The organism is Clostridioides sp. LIBA-2809 (assembly GCF_056688965.1).
Genome location: NZ_CP197004.1, coordinates 2,797,054 through 2,821,471, shown reverse-complemented (window position 1 = coordinate 2,821,471; position 24,418 = coordinate 2,797,054). Strand labels below are relative to the sequence as shown.

Here is a 24,418-nt window from a genome sequence, read left to right as displayed (position 1 = left end):
TGTTTATAATAATTTATCTTGTTTAAAAATTTACTATTTGAAAATAATCTAAATAATATGTTTTTATATAGGAGTGATTATAATTAAAATAAGAAGACCTTTATTAATTGTATTGATATTTGTGATTGTTATATCATTTATAACCACAAGTAATAAGAAAAAAGATGAAAAATTCAATGATAAGATAATAACTATACAAGGTGTTGTTAAAGGGAAAGTTGAAAAGAAAAGATACAATCAGTATAAGGTAGGTGTTTTTTTAATAAATGATTATTCAAGAAATAAAAATTTGAAAATTGGACAAGAAGTTAATATTACAGGAAAATTTAAGAGCTTAGATAAAATGGAGTATGATGATTTTGATTATGGAAGGTACATAAAAAGTACTGGATATAGAGGTATAATATATATAAATAATTATAAAGTTGTTGGTAAAAATAAAATATATTCTTTAGTTGGAAAAATAAAGTTTTATATAAGTAAGACTTACAGATATTTATATAAGAAAAACTCAGATTTTATAAATTCTATATTGTTAGCTGAGGTTGAAAACCTTACTGATGAACAAAAAGAATTGTTCACTAGGACAGGAACTAGTCATGTAGTATCTATATCTGGTCTTCATACAGGTATACTATGTGTAATTATATCTTTTTTATTAAGAGGTATAAATAAATTGTATAAATTATTAATATTGTCGATTTTTATAACTTTATATTGTATAATGGTAGGTGCGTCTCCATCCATAATTAGGTCTATAACATTTGTTATAGTTTTCTATCTATCAATATTTATTGATAGAAAAAAGGATGGTATATCAACATTGTCTCTAATAGGGATAGTTTTAATTATGAATAACCCCTATGTTATATATAATGTAAGTTTTCAATTGTCTTTTTTAGCTACACTTTCTATATTGATATTCTACAATAAAATAAATAGTATTGTAAAATTAAGTATGGTATCATTGACAATATCATCAAATATATTAACTCTACCTATAATTTATTACACATTTAAAGGAATACCACTGCTTTCAGTTATAGGAAATTTGATTATAGTACCATTTGTAGGTGTAATAATGTATTTGAGTATTGCAAGTTTAATAGTATTTAAAGTAAGTGTAGTAATAGCTAAAATTATATCCTTTTTTAATAGTTCATTGATAGAAAGCATATTTTTTTTACTAGATAAACTCAGCAATTTAAATTTTGCATATATTAATATAGAAAATCCTAAATTTTATATTGTAGTGATTTATTACATAGGAGTGTTTTTTTACATATTTTACATAGAAGGAAAAGAGATAAAGGAGCAAGAAAATGGATTACAAGGATATTATAAGGAATGTAAAAGAGAACAATTTTGAAAAGATGTATCTTTTTTATGGAAGAGAGTATTATTTAATTGAGAATGCAATAAAAGCATTTAAAGATAGTCTAAACGAGGGAATGCTTGATTTTAATTTAGATATAATAGATGGAAAGGAAATCGTCTTAAATCAGCTTATAAGCTCTATAGAAACACTTCCATTTATGGATGATAGAAAGATAGTAATAATAAAAGATTTTGAACTATTAAAAGGAAAGAAAAAGAACTTTACTGATAGTGATGAGAAATACTTAATAGAGCATCTAGATAATACTCCAGATACTACCACTATAGTTTTTGTTGTGTATGGAGATGTTGATAAAAGAAAATCTCTAGTTAAGAAAATCGGAAATAATGGAATTGTCTTTGATTGTGATAAGCTTTCTGATATGGACTTATTTAAGTGGATAAAAAAATCTTTTACTCTAAATGAAGTTATAATAGAAAATTCTCAAATAATGTATTTTATTGAACAAGAAGGATATAGAGATAAGAGTAGTGAAAAGACTTTATCTGATTTGGAAAACGAGATAAATAAGATAAGTTCGTTTGTTGGTAAGGGTAATAATGTAACTAATGAAGTAATTGATAAATTATCTCAAAAAAAAGTTGAGAATGATATATTTAAATTAATCGATTATATTGGAGAACAAAATGCTTCTAATGCAATGAAAATATTGAATGATATGATACAAGAAGGTGAGTCTGTTTTAGGGATATTTTCTATGATAGCAAGACAATTTAAAATAGTAATGCAGGTAAGACAGTTACAACTTGATGGATATTCAACTAAACTTATAGCTGATAAATTAAAAATGCATCAATTTGTTGTAGGAAAAGCATTAAAGCAAACTAAAAATTTTTCTGATGACATAATTGTAGAAATCTTAAATTATATATTAGAAAGTGATTATAAAATAAAGACTGGTCTTATAAGAGATACCTTAGCGATAGAAATGTTGGTTAGTAAGTATTGTAAAAGACAAATTATATAAATTAATAATAGATAAAAAATAAATAGCAGGATTGTTGTAGTTTAAAACAAAGTAGACTAAATTTAGTCTACTTTATATACTATAGAATATCTAACTATTTATTTTTTATTGTATAAATTTCCAAAATAAAAAACCCCTGCATAGGGGTTATTATATATAAGAAATATAAACTGGTAATTAAGCGTTCATACCGTTTAATTTTTGAGCTAATTTAGCTACTTTTCTAGCTGCAGCATTCTTATGTATAGTTCCTTTAGAAGCTACTTGGTATATTCTTTTTTGAGCGTATTGGAACTTAGCAACAGCATCCTCTCTGTTTCCAGCTGCAACAGCATCTTCGAATCTTCTTATTGCAGTTTTTATTTGAGATTTTCTAACTCTATTTAAAGCAGTTTTCTTTTCGATAACACCTATTCTTTTCTTAGCTGATTTTATATTTGCCACCGTGTTCACCTCCCTGTATTTTTTTATCATATTCATCGTCAACATATTAGATTTTAACAGAAATAAATCTAAAAATCAAGGATTATTATTTATATATTTTAATAATGTTTTTTATTTTGATTTTTTAGATTATGGATTTTGTATAAATAATTTGCAATATCTTGTTTTGGGTTGGTATATTTTGTGTTTTGAATATTTTAATATATATAAATTAATATTTCATTTTTGGAACAAATATTTTGAGATAATACAAACTATTAACATACATTTTGATAGTATTTCCAATTATTATAAGATAATACAAGAAATTACTCATTTTTATGCGTTTAGTAAAAAAAATTTATAAAAATATAAATTTATATGGTTAATTATGATAAATTTTCCATTGATTAAGATGACTTTTTTCATTTTATAGTCTATCATTTAAGTAGAACTATAATATTTAGGAGGGATTTATACTATGAAAATATGCAAAAAATTATTAACTATGGGGATTTCACTGGCGATAGCAATTTCTATTTTTCCAATAACATCAAATGCACTAAGTTCGATTGATAGCATAAAGGGTAAAGACAAGTATGAAACTTCAGCTATTGTTGCAGATAAACAAAATTATACTAAAGCCATACTTATCAATGTGGATAATAGTTTAGCAGATGGTCTATCAGCAAGTGGATTGGCTGGAGTTGAAAATGCACCAATATTATTGACAAAGAAAAATACGATACCAGACTCAACATTAAAAAGACTTAATAATGTTAAAAAAGTGTATATAATAGGAGGAAATAATTCTATAGATAGTATAGTAGAGCGTTATCTAAAGGGGAAAAATATTGATACTGAAAGAATTGAAGGAAAAGATAGACTTAGTACAAGTTATAAGGTGAGTGAAAAGGTTTTAGAATTAAAAGGTAGTTCAGGTGATGTGTTAGTAGCAAATGGGTTTAAAGGAGAAGCTGATGCTATAAGTGCAGCCTCAGTTGCATTTAAAAATGCGATACCTGTATTACTTACTAATGGCTCAGATATGCCTGAATTCAAAATTAAAGGAAATAAAATATTTGCATTTGGTTCGACAAATACTATGAGTAATCAACTTGTAGAAAAACTAGGGGCAACTAGACTAGGTGGAAGTGATAGATATGAGACTAATAAGAAGATAATCCAACAGTTTTATGGTAATGCCAAAGAATTTTACGTAGCTAGTGGTAGTGACTTAGTTTATCCATTAATTGGTTCAACTCTAGCTAAAAACAAACCAATTGTATTAGTCGAAAATGGAAGTAACAAAAGTATACTTAAAGGTGCGACTAAAATAACAGCAATAGGAAATATTTATGATTCTATAATAAAAGAATGTCTAAATGTAACTAATAATGTAGGTGACACTAATACAGGTGTAGTCAAAAACAATACAGATGAGAAGTATCCTCTCAAAGGAATGTTAGTACAGCTTGGTCTTAACACAACTAATAAGAATGGATGGGATATAAACTATGGAGGAAATGCTCATGGAATTGAACTTCGAGCAGATGGAAAATATTATTATATAAATAAAGGAGATGCAGCAATGGGTGCGTATGCTGCTGCATTAGCAGGTGAAAAATATAATAGTCTGGGCTTTGGAGACCTAGATCCTATAACAATAATAGCAGGTAGAGAAGTAATTTCTTACAAAGAAGCCCAAAAAGAACTAGAAGTAATAAGGAATTTTTTAAATAGTTTTGATTGGAAAAATGCATCTGACTTAGAAAAAGCTACTAGAGCTGGAAAATTGGTATCAGAGGCAAAATATGGTGGTGGAGCAAATGATGTATATGATAATCTTATTGGAAAAAAAGGATTATGTCAAAGTTTTGCAAGTACCTTTCATATATTAACAAGATTAATGGGAATGAATTCACTATATCAGACAGGTATGAATGCAGGTGGTTTACCACATGCTTGGAATTATGTACAAATTGATGGTAAATGGTATGAATTTGATGGGTCTCAGATTTCAAAATTTGAACTTCCATTAGCATTTGATTCTTACAGATTAGAAAATGCGACAAAACAAATGCATAAGTCCTATGATGCTAAGGCATTATCCTTATTAGGATTTAATCAATAAATTATTTTAATTGTCAAGTAATCACTGTTGATTGCTTGACAATTCTATATCATAGATTTAGACAGTATAGAAAATTAGATTATAATATTTTTATAGACTAGAAAAGGATAATAAGATGTATACACAACTTCATGGCTGTGTTTATGCATCTTGCAGTAGAACAAATAATATCTAGGAGGGATTTATATTATGAGAATACACAAAAAATTATTAACCATGGGAATTTCACTGTCGATAGCAATTTCTGCATTCCCAATAACATCAAATGCACTAAGTTCGATTGATAACATAAAGGGTAGAGACAAGTATGAAACTTCAGCCATTATTGCAGATAAACAGAATTATACTAAAGCAATCCTTATTAATGTGGATAATAGCTTAGCAGATGGTCTATCAGCAAGTGGATTGGCTGGAGTTGAAAATGCACCAATATTATTGACAAAGAAAAATACGATACTAGACTCAACATTAAAAAGACTTAATAATGTTAAAAAAGTGTATATAATAGGAGGAAATAATTCTATAGGCAGTAAGGTAGAAAGCGTTCTAAAAGAAAAAAATATTGATATTGAAAGAATTGAAGGAAAAGATAGACTTAGTACAAGTTATAAGGTGAGTGAAAAGGTTTTAGAATTAAAAGGTAGTTCAGGTGATGTGTTAGTAGCAAATGGGTTTAAAGGAGAAGCTGATGCTATAAGTGCAGCCTCAGTTGCATTTAAAAATGCTATACCTGTATTACTTACTAATGGCTCAGATATGCCTGAATTCAAAATTGAAGGAAATAAAATATTTGCATTTGGTTCGACAAATACTATGAGTAATCAACTTGTAGAAAAACTAGGTGCAACTAGACTGGGTGGAAGTGATAGATATGAGACTAATAAGAAGATAATCCAACAGTTTTATGGTAATACTAAAGAGTTTTACATAGCTAGTGGTAGTGAATTAGTTTATCCATTAATTGGTTCAACCCTAGCTAAAAGCAAACCAGTTGTATTGGTTGAGCATGGAAGTAACAAAAGTATACTTAAAGGTGCGACTAAAATAACAGCAATAGGAACTGTTTATGATTCTATAATAAAAGAATGTCTAAATGTAACTAATAATGTAGGTGATGCTAATACAGGTGTAGTTAAAAAGAATACAGATGAGAAGTATCCTCTCAAAGGAATGTTAGTACAGCTTGGTCTTAACACAACTAATAAGGAGGGGTGGGATATTAATTATGGAGGAAATGAAAATGGAATTGAACTTCGAGCAGATGGAAAATATTATTATATAAATCAAGGAATGGAAGCATTGGGTTCGTATGCTGCTGCATTAGCAGGTGAAAAATATCATAGCCTGTACTTTGGAGACCGTGATCCTATAAATACAATAGCAATTAGAGAACGTATTTCTTACAACGATGTTCAAAAGGAAATCTCAGTAATCAGAAACTTTCTAAATAGTTTTGATTGGAAGAATGCTTCTGACCTTGAAAAGGCTACTAGAGCTGGAAAATTAGTTACAGAGGCAGACTATGTTCTAGGAAATTATAATGTATATAATAATCTTATTGAAAAGAAAAGTGTCTGTGAGGGTTATGCAAAAAGCTTTCATATATTGACAAGACTAATGGGAATGAATTCACTATATCAGGAAGATTTTAATTTAAGACACTCATGGAACTATGTACAAATTGATGGTAAATGGTATGAATTTGATGGGACTGAAGTTGGAGCATATAAAGATCTTGGAATTAGATTAGAATTCAATTCTTCTAAACTAGAAAGTGCAACAAAAAAAATGCCTAAGTACTATGATGCTAAAGCATTATCTATATTAGGATTTAATCAATAAAAGAAAGGCTCTTTAAAGAGCCTTTCTTTTATTGATTAAATATCCAAAAATTATTATTATTAAAGATGAAGTATTGAATTAAAAATAGCAGTGGAATGGATAGAAAGACTATCATATGAAAATTATGAAAAAGATTTAAAAAATTTATTTGATTAAGTTGTAATTACTATTTATATCATATACTTGAATAGTCTAAAAAATTAGACTATAATATTTTTATAGACTAAAGAAAGGGATGATAAGATGGACATAGTAAAATTGGTTTTAAATCCTGCTAGACTTCGTATTTTACAGTATATCCGACTTCATGGCAGTGTTCGAACATCTGATATTGTAAAATATCTAAATGATATTCCTCGTGCAACAGTTTATCATCATGTAAAAATTTTAGAAGAGAACAATATGATTGAAGTGGTAAAAGAAAACCGTGTACGTGGCACTATTGAAAAAGTTTATGCACTAAAAGAATATACATCATCTATGGAAGGGGAAACATTTGTTGCACTTTCTACAGCTTTTCATGTAGGATTGATGCAGGAAATGAATGAATATTTTAGTAGAAAAGACCAAGACCATAAAAAAGATAATGTATTTTTCTCTTCAGCATTACTATATATGAGTGATAATGAATATGAAAGTCTTCTTAAAAATATGGCTGATTTATTGAAGCCATATATAGAACAAAAGCCTAAATCAAATCTAAAACTTAGAAAACTTTCAATCATATCTTCTCCACCAGTTGATAATGGTAATAAAAAATAACATATATCTTATTTTTATAGAAAGAGGTTATATATGAAATTTCATGAATTTGGAAATAAAAACAAACCACACATTATGTTGATTCATGGAGGGGGAAATGCATGGTGGAACTATTTGCGACAAGCAGAAGTTTTGTCTAACAACTATTATGTTATACTTCCTACATTGGATGGTCATGGAGAAGAATATGAAACGATATACACATCTACAGAGGATACAGGGGATAAATTGATGTCATATATAGATGAAAAGTGTGATGGACATCTTTTTGCTTTGTGTGGGGTATCACTGGGTGGTCAAATTGTAATGGAGCTTTTATCTCGAAAACCTGATATTACTAAAAAAGCAATTATTGATGGGAGTATCTGCTACCCAAGACCTACTATGGCACGATTTTGTATTGCTGGTATTCGATTTTTTGGAGGATTTTTATTCAGTGAGAAGGCTTGTCGTTTTCAAATTGCTATGATGCCAAAATTGTTACCTAAAAATATGCAGTATCCAGATAAAATTAAAAAATATTATATGCAAGATATGCCACATGTCAGAAAAGAAACATTTTACAATATATATCGTACTTATATGATGAAATATACGCTTAAAAAGAGTATAAAAACAACCAAAGCAGAAGTAATGTATTGGTATGGAGAAAAAGAAATGAAGTGTGTTAAAAACTCTGCAAAAATGTTTAAGTCTTTTGTTAGTACTTGCCAAATTTATGAAGCTAAGGGTTATAATCATGGATATTTATCTCTTTATCTTCCAAATGAATGGCTGGAAATTGCTGAACCATTTTTTCAACAGGAATAAAGTAGTAAGGTGGTTATAGGGTAATCAGTGCTTGTTTTTTAAAAATGTAGCAAATAAATGAGGTATGATATGAAAAAATTATTTTAGAGCAAATATATAATAAATGAAAACTTAATAGAAAAATGATAAATAGATTAAAAGGTAGCGCCTATATAAATAGTTGCTACCTTTTTACATTTGTAAATAAATGATAGATAAGAAAGTTTACTGACAAATTACTGACCAAACTCAATTTTCTTACATTGAAAGCCTTAATTTTACTTGTTTTAAATAAATTTATAGTTTTTTGTTATAAAATACGAAGTTGATAGTACAAAATAGAATATCAAGGAATAAGTTAGCTATTTCAATGGTTATGGCAGAATATGCAAGAATATAAAACCCTGCCAAATTACTGACCACGTGCAAAAATAGGGCAAAAAATAGTATTTTACTGACACATTACTGACACGCTACTGACACATTAACTAAATAGTAATTTGCTTATATTATTACTTGCTTCTTCATTCATTTCGTCTAAGACATGAGAATATGTATTCAATGTAATATTAATATCTGAATGACCTAAACGCTCTGAGATTGTCTTATAATCGGTTCTAGCTAGTAATAAAAGTGTAGCATGTGTGTGTCTTAAATCATGCAACTTAATTTGTCTCAAATTATTTTTTTTGGTGAAAGTTATAAAATTAGACCTTAAATTAGTTTCTGTCCAAGGTCTAAGTTGACCATTCAAACACACTAAATCATATTCATTGTCTAATAAGCCTTGAAGTTTTAATTTGTTCTGTCTTAGCTTCTCTTGTTTTAATTTGTCAATAACCTCTTTAGAAACTGTTAAGCTTCTTTTAGAACCGCATGTTTTAGGTTCTTTGAATTGAAAATTTCCTTTAATATAAAGTAATATTTGATTAATATTAATTATATTATTATCAATATCTATGTCTTTCCATCTGAGACCAGCGACCTCACTAAATCTTAAGCCAAGTGCAACCATTAAAATTATTGGTATTTCTATCTTATTTCCAAGCAATTTATCTAACAATTCTTTTGTTTCTTGTTTATCATATATATTTATATTTTTTTCTTTTCCTCTCACATTAGGAATTTTTATAAAATCATTTATATTTTCATTTATTTCTCGTAGTCTATAAGCTTCTTTTATGACACTTCTTAAAAATGTAGTATATGTATTAGCACTTCCTTTTTCATATTCAATATAAGTTTGATTTATAAAACTTTGTAGTAAAAGAGGTGTCAGTTCAGAAAGTTTTATATTCTTAAAAAAAACTTGTATTTGATTTTTAGTTATAGACTCATATGTTTGTGCTGTGACAGGAGATAAGTTTAATTTTAAATCTTCTATGTACTTGTAACATCTATCAACTACAGTTAGCTCCTTTGGAGCTATAAACTTATTATTATTTATAGTAGATTTTATCTCTATCAGACGTTTTTCAGCATCCTTTTTCTTCTCATAACTTCCATAACTTTTTTGTCTTTTTTTTCCTGTAAATTCATCCACATACTCCACATATACAAAAAATTTACATCTTCTTTTTCTTATAAAAGCTGCTGTTGAGTCCATATTTAACCCTCCCTTAATGCTTGTAATTATATTTTACATCAAGTATAAATCTTTTTCATGTTTTTATTAGAAAATAATATTATGTTTTGATACAATTTTTTTATAATAAATGTATAAATAAATTATATTTAAAAAGATACTATATACATGATGAAATTTAAAAAAATATAATAAAAAGCTCGATTAATAATACCTTTAATTGGAAAAAATTTCCAACTGTCTACAAAATTCGACTTTTTTATTACAATTACGCTTTTTTTATTGCATTAGCAAATCAAAAGTATTATTATGTAAGTAAGATAATTATCTAACACAATTCTGAATAGTCGGAAAATATTTCTATAAATTAAAAGATATAATTATGTAATTTTTATTAAAAGTTTGTTGGGGATTTCTGACTAAAAATAAGAACGTAAGTTCTATAATGGGGGGTAATAGTTATGGAAGAAGAAATTTGTTATAAGCTATTAATTTTTTACGAAGGCTTGGAAAATTTAAAAAGGGAAGATGATATAAAGTATAATAAATGCAAGAAGGAACTAGAATTATTACTCAACATAAAAAAAGAGGATTAGCTCCTCTTTTTTATTTATTAGAATTGTTTTCTTCAGAAAAAAGTTTAACTATTTTTAAAGCTTTATCTTTGGAATCTTCATCAAGTTTATTAAAATGCTCCAATAATTCTCTCATTTCATCAGTAGGATTTAATTTTTCTATTAATTCTTCTTCCCTCAAATTAGAAATATTAATTTTTATGTTAGTTCTTCCTAACAAATAATCAGTTGATATATCCAACATATCAGCTATATGTTTAACAATATCCAATGAAGGGCTTCTTTTTCCTGTTTCATAACCATTGTAAGTTGTGATTGGCATGTTTAGTTTGCTAGCCATTTCTTTTTGCATTAAACCGAGTTCTTCTCTAGCATCTCTTAATCTTTTAGCAAAGACATTTTCTTCATAATACATTTTATATTCCCCCGTCATAGTTAATCTTAATCGTTATTTTACTACAAAATACGCGTTTTGTGTATTAATTACGCAAAATGAATTTTTTTTGTAAAAGAGTATTGACAATACGCAAATTGCGTATTAATATATAAATATACCAATACTCAAAACGCGGAATTGAGAGGTGATAAGAAATGAAAAATTATACTTTAAAAGAACTTAGAAAAGAAAAAAATTTAAGACAGAGAGATGTAGCAGACAACATTGGAATGAAGATAACAACATATGCAAGTAAAGAGAATGGAGCTAGAAGGTTTACAATAAAAGAAGCACTTGCAATAGCTGAGTATTTTGGGAAAGATTTAAAAGAAATTTTTTTGAACGCTTGATACTCAAAATGAGTATAAAAACATAAAAAACTTAAATATCAAGAAAGGAGTTTTAAATATGAATAACTTACAAGCAATATCAAATGAAGAAACAACAAGAATAAGCAGTAGAGAAGTAGCAGAAATGATGGAAGTAAAAAGACATTCAGATTTATTGGGAAAAATAGATAAAATTAATGAAATTTTAACCAACGGAAAAAACCGCTCGTTAGATTATTGGTTAGAAAGCACTTATAAAGATGCTAAAGGAGAATCAAGAAGAGAATTTTTAATAACTAAAAAAGGTTGTGAATTTATTGCTCACAAATCAACTGGTGAAAAAGGAATTATTTTTACACATAAATATATGCAAAGATTTGAAGAATTAGAAAAAGCATTACAAATTAATCAATTATCGGCATGTGACATAGAGAAGATAATAACTAATAAAGTTACAGAACAAATAAATAGACTTGGCAATACATATTCAAACTATGTAAGACCTTTATCAGTAGATAAATATAGAATTTCAAAATATATAAAAGACAGACTAGAAATACAAAAAGCTAATGAAGAATATGAACTTGTAAAAGAAAGAGTTTTAATTATGTTAGATGCTGATAAGTGGGAAGATGTACCTGTAGAAGTATTATCAAAATCTATGAATTTAATAGATGAATCAATAAACATTATAAAGTCTGAAAGAAAAGATAATCAAATCAGTTTTTTCTAAAAGATTAAAAGAATAGCACTTTGAAAACTAAATACAGAATATTTTGAAGAGGAAGTGATTAAATGAACTATAACGAAAATTGCATAACTAGAAAAGACCTAGTAAAAGAAATGAGAGAGCTTTTAACAAGAGCAGAGGAAATAACTAAACTTATTTTAGAAAACAAGCAAGAAGATATGGATTTTATGACAGTTAAAGAGTTTTGTAATTACATTAAATGTTCTGATAAAAAGGCTCACAGTATGATTAAACAAGCAAGAACTACAAATGCCTTTATTACAACAAAAGTTGGAACAGATTACAGAGTTGATAAAAATTCATTCAAAAATTGGGTTTTAAAAACAGGTGGAGTATTTGAACAATAGAAGGGAGTCTCTATGAAAACAATCTATAAAAACAAAGTTTATAAGGTAGAGAGAAATAAAAAGTTATATAAGATTACATACTATGACGAGCAGAGAAGCAACAAGAAGTTTAATAAAGATAAAAAAGTTAAAAGAAGTGCATTAACAAGAGATATAAATGTAGTTAACACATATTTACCAGCTAATTTAAAAATAAAATGAGCCATAAATAATTAAAGAAAAAGGTGATTAGATGCAAATAGAGCAAACAACAATACGCCTGTCTAGAGAACTTAAAGACAAGCTTCTAAAACAGGCAAAAGTTAAAGGATATACATTAAAAGATATGGTAGTTTTTATTCTAAAGGATTATCTTCAAAATATTTCTCAAGAATAAATTCAATTTCTCTACCTACAGAACGCTTATCTTTTTGAGCAAGTTGTTCGATTTTTTCAAAAAGAAGTTTATTAATTCTTAGTGTAAATCTCTTATCTTCTTCACGAGTATAAATATCTTTATTGGACATATTTTATCATTCCTCAACACAAAATTTGACGTCTTTATGACACTTTAATAATAAAATAATTAATACAGAAAGTCAATAAAAATGCTTGACGTCAAATGTATGACATGATATCATTAAAACAAGAAAGGGGTTGACGTCAAATGTATGACAAAGACGAGAGAGTAAGGTTTACTTTTAGATTACCAGCAACATTACTTGAAAAAATAAAAGATATAGCATCAACAGAAGGTAGTTCTATGAATTCGTTTATATTGCACATACTTTGGGATTACATAAAAGAAATAGAAAAATAAGGAGGTTGAATAATGGTTGAATTAGTAAAAGAATTTGATTTAAAGAAAATTGAAGTAGGAAATGCAGTAAAAGTAAATTGTAAAAGACTTAATTTTGAAATTGATTGCATTGTAGTAGTAGCAACAGAAAATGAGTTGAATTTAGCTTACTACGACAAAGAAAGAGGATGTATGGAGTACCAAGCACTAATAGTAGAAGATGTTAGATATGGTGATTATGAGATTGTATTTTTAAATTAGGGGGTGGATTTAATGGAATTAGCTATATCAGTTGCAACAAGTCAAATTAAACAAGCAAAGAAAAACATAAAGGAATTAAAAGCAAAAGAGGATTATGACAAAGACGCTCTAAGCTGGTGGGAAGGTGTTAAACAAGCTAGTGAGAATATACTAGAGTTTTTAGAAATAGAAAATAAAGCATAAGAAAAGAGCCATTACGATTGGCTCTAATCAAAAGGTAAATCAAATTTATGTAGCTATATTATAGCACAAGGGGGAACTAAAATGAAAGCAATTTTATTAAAAAGTTTAGATATAGAGAATTTTAAAGGAGTAAAAGAACTTCATATAGATTTTGAAAATAGAACTAATGTGTCTGGAGAAAATGCAACTGGGAAAACAAGCATATTTGATGCCTTCACGTGGGTAATGTTTGATAAAGATAGCAAGAATAGAAGCGTGTTTGAGATAAAGCCTTTAGATAGTAACAATAAGGTTATTAGAGGACTTGTGACGACTGTTATAGCAGTATTAGAAGTTAATAATAAAGAAATAAAATTAACTAAAAAATATGAAGAAAAGTGGACTAGAAAAAGAGGAGAATCAGAAGCGACTTTTACTAAAAATGAAACAACTTACATGATAAATGATACTCCCATTAAAAAATCTGAATATGTAAAAGAGATAGCAGAAATAGCAGACGAGGACCAGTTTAAATTACTTACTAATCCCTATTATTTTTCAAATGAACTTAATTGGAAAAAAGCTAGAGAAGTGATTTTAAATGTATGTGGAGATATAACAACAGAACAAATTATAGAAACCAAGCAGGAGTTAACCCCACTTATTACAGAGTTTGAAAAGGAAAATAACATAGATAAGATTATTAAAAATAGAAAAGCTACTAAGAATAATCTATCTAAAGAAAAAGAAGAAATACCAGTTCGTATAAACGAGTGTAATGAACGTATTTATGATATAGATTTTGAGGAAATAGAAGTTCAACTTAATGCTAAAAAATCTGATTTAGAAGTTATTGAGGATGAGCTACTAAATGGAACAAAATCAAATGAGCAGATTTTAAAAGATAAAGAAAAAGTATTTGAACTGAAACAAGAGATACAAAGTATTAAACAATCAGCGAGTGAAAGAGGAAATAAGAAGAGAAATGAGTTAATAAATGAAAAAGAAGGTCTAAATTATAATGTTCAAACGCTAAGAAATAACCTTATGTATTTAGAAAGAGATAGAAAACTAAAAGAAAATTCGAGAGATAAATTAGTTGAAGAAACAAATAGCCTTAGAAATGAATGGTCTAAAGAAAGTCAAACAATGTTAAATTTAAGTACTGTGCAAACAGAGTGCCCAACTTGCAAAAGACCTTTAGAAGCTAATGATATAGAAGAAAAGAAAAAAGAAATGCTAGATAATTTTAATTTAAATAAAGCAAAAGTATTAAAAGAGATAGGAACATTAGGTAAATCTAAGGGCGAAGAAGTAGAAAGGCTTAACACAGAGATTGAGCAACTACAGTTAGATGAAAAGGAAGCTTTAAAAGAGATACAAGAAAAAGCAGTATTAATAGATAAGATAAAAAAAGAGTTGGAAAACACAAAATCTACAGAAGAATATTCTTTAGATGAAGAAAACAGACTAATTGAAATTAGTGTAGAAATAAAAGAGCTAGAAGAAAAAATAAACAATAAAGATGCTGATAAAAACATAGATGAACTAAAAGAAAATAAGAAAAAACTGGCTATTGAAATTGAGTTACTTAATAAAGAGCTGGCTAAAAGAGATATTAACAAAGAGTTATTAAATAGAAAAGAGCACCTATTAGTTAAAGAAAAGGAGTTAGGTATAGAATTAGCTCATCAAGAAAAAATACTAAATTTATGCGAGTTATTTATAAAGACTAAAGTTAGTTTATTAGAAATTAATATAAGTAGTAAATTTAAGAATGTAACATTTAAGTTATTCAAAGAGCAGATAAATGGAGGCATCGAGGAAACTTGTGAAGCTTTAATAAACGGTGTACCTTTCAGCAATGTAAACACAGCGGGGCAGATAAACGGAGGGCTAGATATAATAAATACTTTGTCTAATCATTTTGAAGTTAAGATGCCAATCTTTATTGATAATAGGGAAAGCGTGAATACTTTGATTGATATTGATAGTCAAATAATAAATTTGGTTGTAAGTAATGATAATCCATTAAAAATAGAAGGGGTGAACTAAATGGCAGAAAGAAATATAACTGATGTAGTTTTGAATAGAGTGAATGAATTAAAAGATAGTGGAGAGTTAGTAATTCCGCCAACATATTCAGCAGTAAATGCTTTAAAATCTGCATATTTGATTTTGCAAGAAACTCTTGATAAAAGCTATAAACCTGTTCTTGAATCATGTACTCCTATAAGTATAATTAATTCTCTTTTAAATATGGTAATACAAGGGTTAAGTCCAGCTAAAAAACAATGTTACTTTGTTGCATATGGGAATAAGTTGCAACTTATGAGGAGTTATATGGGTACTATAGCGGTTACTAAAAGGCTTTCTAATATAAAAGATATAAAAGCATATTGCATCTATGAAGGTGATAAATTTAAGGTCAAATATAATAAAGAAAATGCCGTTTTAGAAATTGGAGAATACGAACCAGCTTTTGAAAACATAGATATAGGTAAAATAAAAGGTGCTTTTGCTGTAATTGTTGGGAATGAAGGAATATTGCATACTGAAATAATGACATTCACACAAATTGAAAGAGCATGGTTGCAAGGGGTTGGATATAGCAATCCTAAAAATAAAGTACATGATAATTTCACAGAAGAAATGGCAAAGAAAACTGTAATAAATAGAGCTTGCAAGATGTATGCAAATACTAGTGATGATAGTGACTTATTAATAGGTGCTTTTAATGAAACTGACAGAGTAATCACTAGCGAAGAAATTGCTCAAAATACAGATAAGGAAGTTAAAAAAGAGATTGCTCAAAATGCTAATGTTAAATCTTTAGAGATACCTTTGCAAGTAGAAGACACAATTTTTACCCAGACTAAAGAAAAAGTCGCTATTAATATTGATGAAGATAAACCGAATCTAGCTGAATTTGAAGAATCAATCCAAGCTGAATTGGATACACCACCATTTTAAAGATGAAAATTAAAGTATTAGGGAGCAGTAGCAGAGGTAATTGTTACTTGCTCCAGCTGGAAAATGAGACATTAATACTTGAGTGTGGAGTCGGTTACAAAGAGATATTAAAAGGCTTAGATTTTAATTTAGAAAGTGTTGCGGGGTGTTTGGTCACACATGAACATAAAGACCACTCAAAAGCGATTGCAGAGCTTACAAGTAGTGGAATAGATGTATTTACTAGCAAAGGAACACTAGAAGCTTTAGGAATAGAAAATCATAGAACTAAAGTTATAGAAAGCGAGAAGTTATTTAAAATAAGTAATTTTAATATAATGCCTTTCTCAACCAAACATGATGCAGTAGATCCACTTGGATTTTTAATAAATCATAAAGATATTGGTAATCTACTTTTCATCACAGATAGTTACTATTGTGAATATAACTTTAAGAATTTAAATCACATCATGATTGAATGTAACTATAGTAAAGATTTATTAGACAACAACAAAAATAAGATTTATTTGAGAAATAGAATAGTTAAAAGTCATTTTGAGTTAAGTAATGTAATTAATTTTTTAAAAGCTAATGATTTAAGCAATATAAAAACAATTACTTTGCTACATCTAAGTGAAGATAATAGTGATAAGAATTTATTTATAAAAGAGATAGAAAAGAATTTAGGAATACCAGTTGTTGTAGCTGAGAAAGGGCTAGAAATTTATTTATAGATTAGAGGTGATAAAATGCCACTTTTTAGGCAAGTATATACAAATTTTTGGACTGACCCCAAGATACAAGAAGAATTTTCAGTAGAAGATAAGTTATTTTATATGTATTTATTGACTAATCCTCATACTACTCAAATTGGAATATATACAATAACTAAAAAACAAATAGCTTTTGAAATAGGTTGGACATTAGAATCTACAAGTGCAGTTATGGATAGATTTATTAATCATCACCAACTTATAAACTATAATTCTGAAACTAGGGAAATAGCAATTAAGAATTGGGCTAAGTATAACCTCAATAGAGCAGGTACTCCCATGGAGAATTGTGTCAGAAAAGAATTGAGAGATATTAAAGACAAATCATTGCTATCACTTATTTATGAACATATAGAAAATAAGAAATTCAAACAGATATTTGAGGATTATTTTAATGAACTCCGTAACGGTGCACGTAACGAAGCTCGTGACGAGGGGAATAACAATAACAATAACAATAACAATAATAATAACAACAACAATAAAGATGTTACGGTGGTTGTGGATAAAATAAAACAATATTTTGATTTAGAAACTAAAGACATTAAAAAAATTGTTGATGTATTCATACATACAAAGAGAGATATAAATTATCTAATAGAAAAACTGGAGCTAGTTAAAAATACAGATAATGTAAAAAGTATCACAGGTTATCTTATAACAGCTTTAGAGAGGGATTTTGAGCTTATACCAAGTAAGCATAATAAGAATAAGTTTCATAACTTTAATCAGACTTTTGACAAATATACAGATAAAGAATTATGTGAGATGTCTAAGAGAGGTCAACTTGAAAAAAGTAAATTCGGTTAAGTTAAACAATCTAGGGAGTAATTATACAATATTACTTCCTAGAAGTTAAAAATATATTGGAGGGAAAATGGGAGAAGAGCATAGAAAAATCTTTTTAGAGTGTGATGGTGAAAGATTTGAATTTATACAGAACAATTCAACAGAAAAAATCAAGTTAAGTAATAGAAAAACTGATAAATATGAACCATTAACAGGGAAAGGGACTTTTGAGATTATATCTGTAAATGAGTGTTTAAAAAAAGATATGTTGTGGCTTAAAATATTGTATTTATCAGCAGTTATAGCAAAAATAATGCGATATAAAATGTTAGGTATTTCAAAATAAGGGAGAGGTAATAAGATGGCTAAAGTTTGGATGGATGCAGGAGAGTTTTTGAGTAAAACTATAGATTTGGAAGACCTATTTGAGCTTAATTTAAGAAAAATAAGAGAAGCAAATGAAAGTAAGAAAATAAAGCTTAAAATTAATGAATCGAAATTTAAAAAATTAAGAAAAAAACCAATTAATGATACAAAGAGCAAAGCTATAAAAGTTTTTAATATTGAAACTGGAGAAATTAGGATATTCAAAAGTGCAAAGGATGCAAGTAAATATTTAAAAATTAGTGGAGATTATGCTAGTTGTTTAGCTAGAGAAAATAGAGTAACTAGAGAAGGTTGGAAAGCTGAATATATTCAAGAGGTGACAGATGGTATTAGCGAATGTGGAGCAAGTAATTAAATTAGCTGAAAAGATAATAAATAAGAGAAAGTGTTCTGTAAATAAAGCTATTGATATAGCTATAAAAATACTGAGTAAGTATGAGTATGAGGGGATGTTAGAAAAATGAATATATTAGCTGTTGTAATGTTTATAATAGGAAGTTTTATAGCTGGTAGGGTTTATGAGTATAGATTGAATCTAAAAGAGTGTGAAAATTGTGATAACAATGTGTGGAGGTAGAAGAATAATGCTTTATATATGCAGTACACAAGGATTAGAAGAAGTTGAAATTTACAATATAACTGATAAATTTATTGAACTATACAAAGACAGTAGAATGCTTTTTAGAGATACAGAGTTCTTTAAAATAGATAAAACTGAGTTAAGAAAAATATTAAGCAAAGAAAATGTTTTTAGGGCTTATATAATTTCAGATGATAAAGAACAGGCAATAAAAACATGGAATGAGTATGTAAAAAATGAAATTAAAAATCTGAATGAAAGATTAAAAATGTGTGTGGGTTTTATTATAACAAGATAATTTAAGGGAGGAATAGATTATGAAATATGAAGAATATGAGGTAGCTTCAAAAAGAACTAAAGAATTTGAAAAAATATCAAAGTGTAAACAAACTATTGAGGAAGTGCTAGAAAAATTAGATTCTGATAATTACAAATTACAAATAAAATTTGATTTTAATGATTGTCCATTATGCAGATTGAATTTAAGTTCTGATGATGATGAAGAACACTTTATAAAAAAAGAAATGTATTGTGCATTTAGAAATATTAAAAATAAACTTGAGGAAATGTTGGAAAAAATATAAGTGAAAATATCTAATTAAAACAGTTTAGAGAGTTTCAAAATGTATTTTAATATAAATTACTGTTGAAGTGTTTTGCGACTCTCAAAAACGAAAAGAGAGGGGAATAAAATGTATAAATATTCGTTAATAGTATCTCAGTATTATAATTCATACCATACTTTTATTGTTAAATTTGAAGAAGATAATTTTATAGATAAGTTTTCAGCTTTTGTAGAAGAATTATATCAGTATAAGAGAAATGAAGAAGATAAAAGCGAAATAAATATAGGCGACTTTGGTTACTGCAAGAGCGATGAAATAAGACAAAGATACAATATAAATGATGCAGGAGATTTATATGTAATTAACTCTGAGTATGCTAATTATTTAAAATGCGTATCAGAAGAATTTAAAATAGATTCGCTAAGAATGTATAAAGGTTACATAAAAAAAGATGTGACTAAGGCTATTTCAAAACATCATTTTCATGAAAGGATAAAAGAAATAGTTGAAAAACATTTTGAGATTGCATAAAAAGAAAGGGTGGAATTATGATAATACACAAATTTATAATACATGTTTTGGATAAGAATAGCGATACTCCAATATTAAATGATTTTGAAGGTAGAGTTAGTCAAGATATGGACCTATTCTTTCAAAAGAAAATCAACAAAGTATTAAGAGATAATGACATCAGAAAAGCAGTATTTAATGACTATAGTAACAATCTGATTAAGAAATGTTGTGAACAGATAATATATGATGAAAATTCATTTTTAAGTAACTCTAAAGAAATAGCAGCTTATTTATTTGAGATTATGAAAGTGAATGCTACATTAGAATCTTGTGACTTAGCAATATGCTTATATACTGAAAAGGATAAAAAGAGAATTGCTATATTAAAACTTGATTACAACAAGTCGTATACTCATTCTATTGAGTTTGAAGATGATAAATTCAACATACAGATGTCTAAAAATGAAGTTAATATTCAAGAAACTAAAGCAATTAAAGTGGCTACTTTGGTTGGGTTAAGTGGAATAAATGACGAATACCATTTAAGAGTCTTAGACAAGGATGCAGAGAAGGAAGAAACTAATTCTAAGTTTGTTACAGAGTTTTTAAATGCTACTAAAATTAAAGATGATAAGTATAAGACTAAGGTGTTTAAAGGCTTGGTAGATTCCTTTATAGCGAATTTATATAGTGATATGAAGCAGGGCGAAGACGTAAGAAGTATCTTGCTTTACATGCTAAGAGAAAAGCAAAAACTTGATATAAATGAGTTTACTGAAATAGCAATAAAGGAAGATTTAAAAGATAGTTTTAAGGACCATGTGGAAGAAAAGGGAATTGAAAATTTTAATATTGATAAAAAATGGGTTGAGAAGAATTTGAAAAATCGACATATAAAAACAGATACAGGGATTGAGATAAAAGGCAAAATGGATGATTTTGAGGATTTTATGAAATATGGTATTAGACATAATGGGAATGGAACTGTAGATATAATTATTAAAAATGTAAGTTTTTATAATGAAAAGTAGGTGCTCATATGAAAGTAGGGTTAATAGATGTTGATGGGCATAACTTTCCTAATTTAGCACTTATGAAAATATCAGCATACCACAAAGAATTAGGTGATAAAGTGGAATTTGTAAATTTCTTTGAAAAATATGACAAAGTATATAAAACCAAAGTATTTACTTTCTCAGATGATGATTACACAGTTATAAATGCTAAGGAAGTCATAAAGGGTGGCACAGGATATGATTTACAGAATAAATTGCCATCACAGATTGAATTTATGTATCCCGATTATGATTTATATGATATTAAAAATATTGCTTATGGCTACTTAACAAGAGGATGTCCTAGAGGTTGTGAGTTTTGTATTGTACAAGAAAAGGAAGGTAGCAAAAGCTATAAAGTAGCCGATTTAAACCAGTTTTGGAGGGGAGAAAAAGAGATTAAGCTATTAGACCCTAATATTTTAGCTTGTAGTAAGTGGGAAGAACTCTTAAAGCAACTTATAAATAGCAAAGCTTGGGTTGATTTCACTCAAGGGCTTGATATAAGGCTTATGACAGAGAAAAAGGCAGAAATGATTAATAGAATTAAAATAAAAAGGATTCATTTTGCATGGGACAATTATGAGTTTAATACATATGACAAGCTGAAAGAATTTAGAAGTAAATTGAACTTTAAAAAACAAAAACTAGGTGTTTATGTTCTTACTAATTTCAATACTACTTTTGAGGAAGATTTAGAGCGTGTTTATAAATTAAAAGAGTTAGATTATGACCCTTATATAATGATATTTGAAAAATGGAAATGCCATCATGAGTATAGAAGGTTGCAAAGATGGGTTAATAATAAGATTATTTTCAGAAGTGTAGATAAATTTGAAGATTATAAGGGGTGAGAATGTGAAATATATAGCGAGTTTTAGCGGAGGAAAAGATTCAGCTGCAATGCTTCTTCTAATATTAGAAAAGAAATTACCTCTTGATGAAATCGTGTTTATAGATACAGGAATAGAGTTTGATGAAATCTATAACATAATAGATGATTTTGAGAAAAGAATAAACTTTAAAATAACAAGAATTAAAGCAGAAAAAAACTTTGAAGAATACTTTTATACTGTTAATAAGCGAGGTAAGCGTAAAGGGCAAATACGAGGTTTCCCATACACTCTAGGAGCATGGTGTAACAGTAGTTTAAAACGTGCTCCTGCCAATAAATATTTTAATAAATTAGGTGAACATAAGAGGTATATTGGAATTGCTTTTGATGAACCTAATAGATATAAAAGATTAGAAAAAAACTGTATAGCTCCATTATTTGAAGCAAAAATGACTGAAAAAGATTGCTTGAAGTATTTAGAAGAAAAAGGGTTTTATTATGAAATACATCACAGATTTAAACGAACTGGTTGTTACTTATGCCCTAAACAAAGTTTGGAGAGTCTTAGAACTTTAAGAAAATATTACCCTGATTTGTGGGGGGGTATGCTTAAGTTGGATAAAGATAGCCCAACAACTTTCAGAGCTGATGGAACAACAGTACATGACCTAGAAAGACGATTTAGTAATGAAGATATAGAAAATGAAAGACAGATAAGTTTCTTTCAAACAGAGAAGGTGAGTATATGACTAATAAAGAAATGTGCAAGTCAAAGAATATCACAGAGAAAGAAAGTTATAAGCGATTTAGTAAAGAGATTTGTGGTAGTTGCAAAAATACTAAGAGAGATTGTAAAAGTGAAGATTGTGATATAGCATATGAGAGTTGGTTAGAGAAGGAAGCAGAAAATTATTTATAAAAATAAAGTCAAGGTAAGTTTGTGAATGAAACTAGAACTTTATAGACTTACTTTGACTTATAAAAGGAGTAATAATTATGAAAGAGTATGTTGTAGAGATACCGATTACAGGTCATATTGGTATTTGTATAAAGGCTGAAAATAAAGAAAATGCAATAAAATTAGCTTTAAAACAGTGTTCTATTGAAGATATTAAAGAATGGTTTACAGTTGATGAAGAAATACAAGTAAGAGAACTAAAATATAAACTTTGAGGGTGATTGTATGATACATAAATTGCAGATAGCTTCTAGTACTTTTAAAGATGTAATTAAGAATAAAAAACAAATTGAAGTAGAGTATACAGCAGATTTTAGAGCAGGAGATACAGTTATATTACAGTCATTTAAAGATAAAAAATTTACAGGAATTGAAGTAAACAAAGAGGTTGAGTATCTTATTAAATTGGGAAATGGTTATGTTGAGTTAGGAATAAAATAAAAATTTAAGGAGGAATAGTAAATGTTAGAATCTGCAACAGCAACTATAGCACTAGAAGATTTAGATGAATTAAGAAAAGATAGAGAGAATTTAAGACTATTAAAAAAAGAAATAGGTAAATTAATGAAGGTTGAAATGTATTGCGATAGATGCAGTAGGGATGATTGTGAGGATTGCAAAACAAAGATTAAAGTTGAAGTTGAAAAAGATGAAATTAAGGAATTTTTATTTAACTATATTTATTATAGTAGTAGTAAAGCACGCGACTGGATAGTTCATGAATGTGAAGTAGGAGAAGCGGAATTTTATTATATAGAGGATTAAGGAGAGGCAATGAAGATTAATTTTACAATAGATGGAGAACCAAAAGCAAAGGCACGACCTAGAATGAGTACAGAAACTGGCAAAGCATACACAACCGAACAAACTGTACTTTATGAAAATTGGATTAGACTTATGTATAATTCTACAGTAAAACATTTCTTTGAGGGAAATGTGAAAATGACGGTTATTTGTTACTTTGACATTACTAAAAAAGATAGAGAAGCACTAAAGAAAAACAAGATAAATACTAAAGCGTATAAGGATGCTATAGCTAAAGTAGAAGGGTTAATAAGACCAAGTAAAAAACCCGACTTAGATAATATAATCAAGTCTGTGGCCGATAGTTTGAATGGTATAGCTTATAAAGATGATTCTCAAATTGTAGAAGTAGTGAGTAAGAAATATTATAGTGATAAGCCCAGAGTTGAAGTTATGTTAGAAGATATTAATTAGGACAAAATAAACTTATTTTATCCTAATTATACACGATATCAAATAAAAATTTTAAGAAAATTAATAATATGAAAAATAATAAATGTTGTAAATAGTAATGAAATAATCCATATAAAAAAATAGTTTCTAAAAGGGTATATTTTGTTTAGCTTCCACATGATAATCCCAATCGAAAAGCATATTAAAAATATTAGAAGTAAACATATTAAATACATCAGAAGCAAGATTATTGTAGATAACATAGATTGCCCC

The 24,418-nt window shown here is 27.8% G+C and carries 36 protein-coding genes; 32 read left to right on the top strand and 4 right to left on the bottom strand.

Annotated elements, in window-relative coordinates; all coding sequences use genetic code 11:
- Window positions 1–67 precede the first annotated feature (67 nt).
- Both ACTG44_RS13450 and holA read left to right on the top strand, forming a co-directional pair.
- Window positions 68–1,369, top strand: coding sequence for a ComEC/Rec2 family competence protein (locus ACTG44_RS13450; protein WP_044213735.1), 1,302 nt, complete (start codon window positions 68–70; stop codon window positions 1,367–1,369).
- Window positions 1,323–2,366: a DNA polymerase III subunit delta gene (gene holA, locus ACTG44_RS13445; RefSeq protein WP_021385390.1), complete on the top strand. Its 1,044-nt coding sequence runs from the start codon at window positions 1,323–1,325 to the stop codon at window positions 2,364–2,366. Before ACTG44_RS13450 ends, holA begins: the two co-directional genes overlap by 47 nt.
- A gap of 177 nt (window positions 2,367–2,543) precedes the next feature.
- Here the strand turns inward: holA and rpsT are convergent, their stop codons facing one another.
- Complete coding sequence (gene rpsT / locus ACTG44_RS13440; protein ID WP_021385419.1) at window positions 2,544–2,810, bottom strand: 30S ribosomal protein S20; 267 nt, start codon at window positions 2,808–2,810, stop codon at window positions 2,544–2,546.
- 460 nt (window positions 2,811–3,270) lie between these two features.
- On the opposite strand from rpsT, the gene ACTG44_RS13435 reads away from it, so the two are divergent.
- The 4 genes from ACTG44_RS13435 to ACTG44_RS13420 all read left to right on the top strand — a co-directional run bounded on the left by ACTG44_RS13435 (window position 3,271) and on the right by ACTG44_RS13420 (window position 8,337).
- Entirely contained in the window at window positions 3,271–4,923 is a 1,653-nt protein-coding gene (locus tag ACTG44_RS13435; protein WP_479917202.1) for a cell wall-binding repeat-containing protein, read from the top strand.
- A gap of 189 nt (window positions 4,924–5,112) precedes the next feature.
- A complete protein-coding gene (locus tag ACTG44_RS13430) occupies window positions 5,113–6,765 on the top strand; it encodes a cell wall-binding repeat-containing protein (RefSeq protein ID WP_479920620.1) in 1,653 nt (550 codons plus the stop codon).
- A 243-nt stretch (window positions 6,766–7,008) separates the two neighbouring features.
- Window positions 7,009–7,527 (top strand): helix-turn-helix domain-containing protein, encoded by a 519-nt coding sequence (locus tag ACTG44_RS13425; protein WP_021385313.1) that lies wholly within the window; start codon window positions 7,009–7,011, stop codon window positions 7,525–7,527.
- 33 nt (window positions 7,528–7,560) lie between these two features.
- Window positions 7,561–8,337 carry an alpha/beta hydrolase gene (locus ACTG44_RS13420; RefSeq protein WP_479920619.1) on the top strand — a complete coding sequence of 259 codons (777 nt, stop codon included), beginning with the start codon at window positions 7,561–7,563 and terminating at the stop codon, window positions 8,335–8,337.
- Window positions 8,338–8,800: 463 nt separating this feature from the next.
- On the opposite strand, the gene ACTG44_RS13415 is transcribed toward ACTG44_RS13420, so the two are convergent.
- On the bottom strand, window positions 8,801–9,922 hold the full coding sequence (locus tag ACTG44_RS13415) for a tyrosine-type recombinase/integrase (RefSeq protein WP_479920618.1): 1,122 nt from the start codon (window positions 9,920–9,922) through the stop codon (window positions 8,801–8,803).
- Between the two features lie 440 nt (window positions 9,923–10,362).
- On the opposite strand from ACTG44_RS13415, the gene ACTG44_RS13410 reads away from it, so the two are divergent.
- Entirely contained in the window at window positions 10,363–10,497 is a 135-nt protein-coding gene (locus ACTG44_RS13410) for a hypothetical protein (RefSeq protein ID WP_284959446.1), read from the top strand.
- A gap of 10 nt (window positions 10,498–10,507) precedes the next feature.
- Here the strand turns inward: ACTG44_RS13410 and ACTG44_RS13405 are convergent, their stop codons facing one another.
- Complete coding sequence (locus tag ACTG44_RS13405; protein WP_223195889.1) at window positions 10,508–10,891, bottom strand: helix-turn-helix domain-containing protein; 384 nt, start codon at window positions 10,889–10,891, stop codon at window positions 10,508–10,510.
- Between the two features lie 176 nt (window positions 10,892–11,067).
- On the opposite strand from ACTG44_RS13405, the gene ACTG44_RS13400 reads away from it, so the two are divergent.
- The 4 genes from ACTG44_RS13400 to ACTG44_RS13385 all read left to right on the top strand — a co-directional run bounded on the left by ACTG44_RS13400 (window position 11,068) and on the right by ACTG44_RS13385 (window position 12,540).
- Window positions 11,068–11,262: a helix-turn-helix transcriptional regulator gene (locus tag ACTG44_RS13400; RefSeq protein WP_227831653.1), complete on the top strand. Its 195-nt coding sequence runs from the start codon at window positions 11,068–11,070 to the stop codon at window positions 11,260–11,262.
- A 58-nt stretch (window positions 11,263–11,320) separates the two neighbouring features.
- A complete protein-coding gene (locus tag ACTG44_RS13395) occupies window positions 11,321–11,974 on the top strand; it encodes a Rha family transcriptional regulator (RefSeq protein ID WP_479920617.1) in 654 nt (217 codons plus the stop codon).
- Window positions 11,975–12,036: 62 nt separating this feature from the next.
- The gene (locus ACTG44_RS13390) at window positions 12,037–12,339 is read left to right on the top strand and encodes a hypothetical protein (protein WP_479920616.1); all 303 of its coding nucleotides are present in this window, start codon (window positions 12,037–12,039) and stop codon (window positions 12,337–12,339) included.
- Window positions 12,340–12,351: 12 nt separating this feature from the next.
- Window positions 12,352–12,540 carry a hypothetical protein gene (locus ACTG44_RS13385; RefSeq protein WP_479920615.1) on the top strand — a complete coding sequence of 63 codons (189 nt, stop codon included), beginning with the start codon at window positions 12,352–12,354 and terminating at the stop codon, window positions 12,538–12,540.
- 134 nt (window positions 12,541–12,674) lie between these two features.
- Here ACTG44_RS13385 and ACTG44_RS13380 read toward each other — a convergent pair whose 3' ends face one another.
- Window positions 12,675–12,845: a hypothetical protein gene (locus ACTG44_RS13380; RefSeq protein WP_021401433.1), complete on the bottom strand. Its 171-nt coding sequence runs from the start codon at window positions 12,843–12,845 to the stop codon at window positions 12,675–12,677.
- A 140-nt stretch (window positions 12,846–12,985) separates the two neighbouring features.
- Here ACTG44_RS13380 and ACTG44_RS13375 point away from each other — a divergent pair, with 140 nt between their 5' ends.
- The 21 genes from ACTG44_RS13375 to ACTG44_RS13275 all read left to right on the top strand — a co-directional run bounded on the left by ACTG44_RS13375 (window position 12,986) and on the right by ACTG44_RS13275 (window position 24,166).
- Window positions 12,986–13,138: an Arc family DNA-binding protein gene (locus tag ACTG44_RS13375; protein WP_227836110.1), complete on the top strand. Its 153-nt coding sequence runs from the start codon at window positions 12,986–12,988 to the stop codon at window positions 13,136–13,138.
- A 12-nt stretch (window positions 13,139–13,150) separates the two neighbouring features.
- Window positions 13,151–13,378, top strand: a complete 228-nt coding sequence (locus tag ACTG44_RS13370; RefSeq protein ID WP_479920614.1) for a hypothetical protein — start codon at window positions 13,151–13,153, stop codon at window positions 13,376–13,378.
- Window positions 13,379–13,390: 12 nt separating this feature from the next.
- Window positions 13,391–13,561: a hypothetical protein gene (locus ACTG44_RS13365; protein WP_479920613.1), complete on the top strand. Its 171-nt coding sequence runs from the start codon at window positions 13,391–13,393 to the stop codon at window positions 13,559–13,561.
- Between the two features lie 81 nt (window positions 13,562–13,642).
- The gene (locus tag ACTG44_RS13360; protein ID WP_479920612.1) at window positions 13,643–15,595 is read left to right on the top strand and encodes an AAA family ATPase; all 1,953 of its coding nucleotides are present in this window, start codon (window positions 13,643–13,645) and stop codon (window positions 15,593–15,595) included.
- Window positions 15,596–16,513, top strand: a complete 918-nt coding sequence (locus ACTG44_RS13355; RefSeq protein ID WP_479920611.1) for a recombinase RecT — start codon at window positions 15,596–15,598, stop codon at window positions 16,511–16,513.
- Window positions 16,514–16,515: 2 nt separating this feature from the next.
- A complete protein-coding gene (locus tag ACTG44_RS13350; protein ID WP_479920610.1) occupies window positions 16,516–17,226 on the top strand; it encodes an MBL fold metallo-hydrolase in 711 nt (236 codons plus the stop codon).
- A gap of 15 nt (window positions 17,227–17,241) precedes the next feature.
- The gene (locus tag ACTG44_RS13345) at window positions 17,242–18,075 is read left to right on the top strand and encodes a hypothetical protein (RefSeq protein WP_479920609.1); all 834 of its coding nucleotides are present in this window, start codon (window positions 17,242–17,244) and stop codon (window positions 18,073–18,075) included.
- A gap of 67 nt (window positions 18,076–18,142) precedes the next feature.
- A complete protein-coding gene (locus ACTG44_RS13340; RefSeq protein ID WP_479920608.1) occupies window positions 18,143–18,400 on the top strand; it encodes a hypothetical protein in 258 nt (85 codons plus the stop codon).
- Between the two features lie 15 nt (window positions 18,401–18,415).
- On the top strand, window positions 18,416–18,796 hold the full coding sequence (locus ACTG44_RS13335) for an NUMOD1 domain-containing DNA-binding protein (RefSeq protein ID WP_479920607.1): 381 nt from the start codon (window positions 18,416–18,418) through the stop codon (window positions 18,794–18,796).
- Entirely contained in the window at window positions 18,765–18,905 is a 141-nt protein-coding gene (locus tag ACTG44_RS13330; RefSeq protein ID WP_479917701.1) for a hypothetical protein, read from the top strand. The genes ACTG44_RS13335 and ACTG44_RS13330 overlap by 32 nt, the downstream gene beginning before the upstream one ends.
- A 120-nt stretch (window positions 18,906–19,025) precedes the next feature.
- Entirely contained in the window at window positions 19,026–19,319 is a 294-nt protein-coding gene (locus ACTG44_RS13325) for a hypothetical protein (RefSeq protein ID WP_479920606.1), read from the top strand.
- Between the two features lie 19 nt (window positions 19,320–19,338).
- A complete protein-coding gene (locus ACTG44_RS13320; RefSeq protein WP_479917180.1) occupies window positions 19,339–19,605 on the top strand; it encodes a hypothetical protein in 267 nt (88 codons plus the stop codon).
- 108 nt (window positions 19,606–19,713) lie between these two features.
- Window positions 19,714–20,118 carry a hypothetical protein gene (locus tag ACTG44_RS13315; RefSeq protein WP_479920605.1) on the top strand — a complete coding sequence of 135 codons (405 nt, stop codon included), beginning with the start codon at window positions 19,714–19,716 and terminating at the stop codon, window positions 20,116–20,118.
- 17 nt (window positions 20,119–20,135) lie between these two features.
- Complete coding sequence (locus ACTG44_RS13310; RefSeq protein ID WP_479920604.1) at window positions 20,136–21,131, top strand: nucleoid-associated protein; 996 nt, start codon at window positions 20,136–20,138, stop codon at window positions 21,129–21,131.
- 8 nt (window positions 21,132–21,139) lie between these two features.
- Complete coding sequence (locus tag ACTG44_RS13305) at window positions 21,140–22,009, top strand: radical SAM protein (RefSeq protein WP_479920603.1); 870 nt, start codon at window positions 21,140–21,142, stop codon at window positions 22,007–22,009.
- A 4-nt stretch (window positions 22,010–22,013) separates the two neighbouring features.
- On the top strand, window positions 22,014–22,739 hold the full coding sequence (locus ACTG44_RS13300) for a phosphoadenosine phosphosulfate reductase domain-containing protein (RefSeq protein WP_479920602.1): 726 nt from the start codon (window positions 22,014–22,016) through the stop codon (window positions 22,737–22,739).
- Window positions 22,736–22,909: a hypothetical protein gene (locus ACTG44_RS13295; RefSeq protein WP_479920601.1), complete on the top strand. Its 174-nt coding sequence runs from the start codon at window positions 22,736–22,738 to the stop codon at window positions 22,907–22,909. The genes ACTG44_RS13300 and ACTG44_RS13295 overlap by 4 nt, the downstream gene beginning before the upstream one ends.
- Before the next feature lie 77 nt (window positions 22,910–22,986).
- A complete protein-coding gene (locus ACTG44_RS13290; protein ID WP_479920600.1) occupies window positions 22,987–23,163 on the top strand; it encodes a hypothetical protein in 177 nt (58 codons plus the stop codon).
- 10 nt (window positions 23,164–23,173) lie between these two features.
- Window positions 23,174–23,389: a DUF3850 domain-containing protein gene (locus tag ACTG44_RS13285; protein ID WP_479920599.1), complete on the top strand. Its 216-nt coding sequence runs from the start codon at window positions 23,174–23,176 to the stop codon at window positions 23,387–23,389.
- A 21-nt stretch (window positions 23,390–23,410) separates the two neighbouring features.
- Window positions 23,411–23,713: a hypothetical protein gene (locus tag ACTG44_RS13280; protein ID WP_479920598.1), complete on the top strand. Its 303-nt coding sequence runs from the start codon at window positions 23,411–23,413 to the stop codon at window positions 23,711–23,713.
- 9 nt (window positions 23,714–23,722) lie between these two features.
- Window positions 23,723–24,166: a RusA family crossover junction endodeoxyribonuclease gene (locus ACTG44_RS13275; protein ID WP_479920597.1), complete on the top strand. Its 444-nt coding sequence runs from the start codon at window positions 23,723–23,725 to the stop codon at window positions 24,164–24,166.
- The last annotated feature ends 252 nt before the right edge of the window (window positions 24,167–24,418 follow it).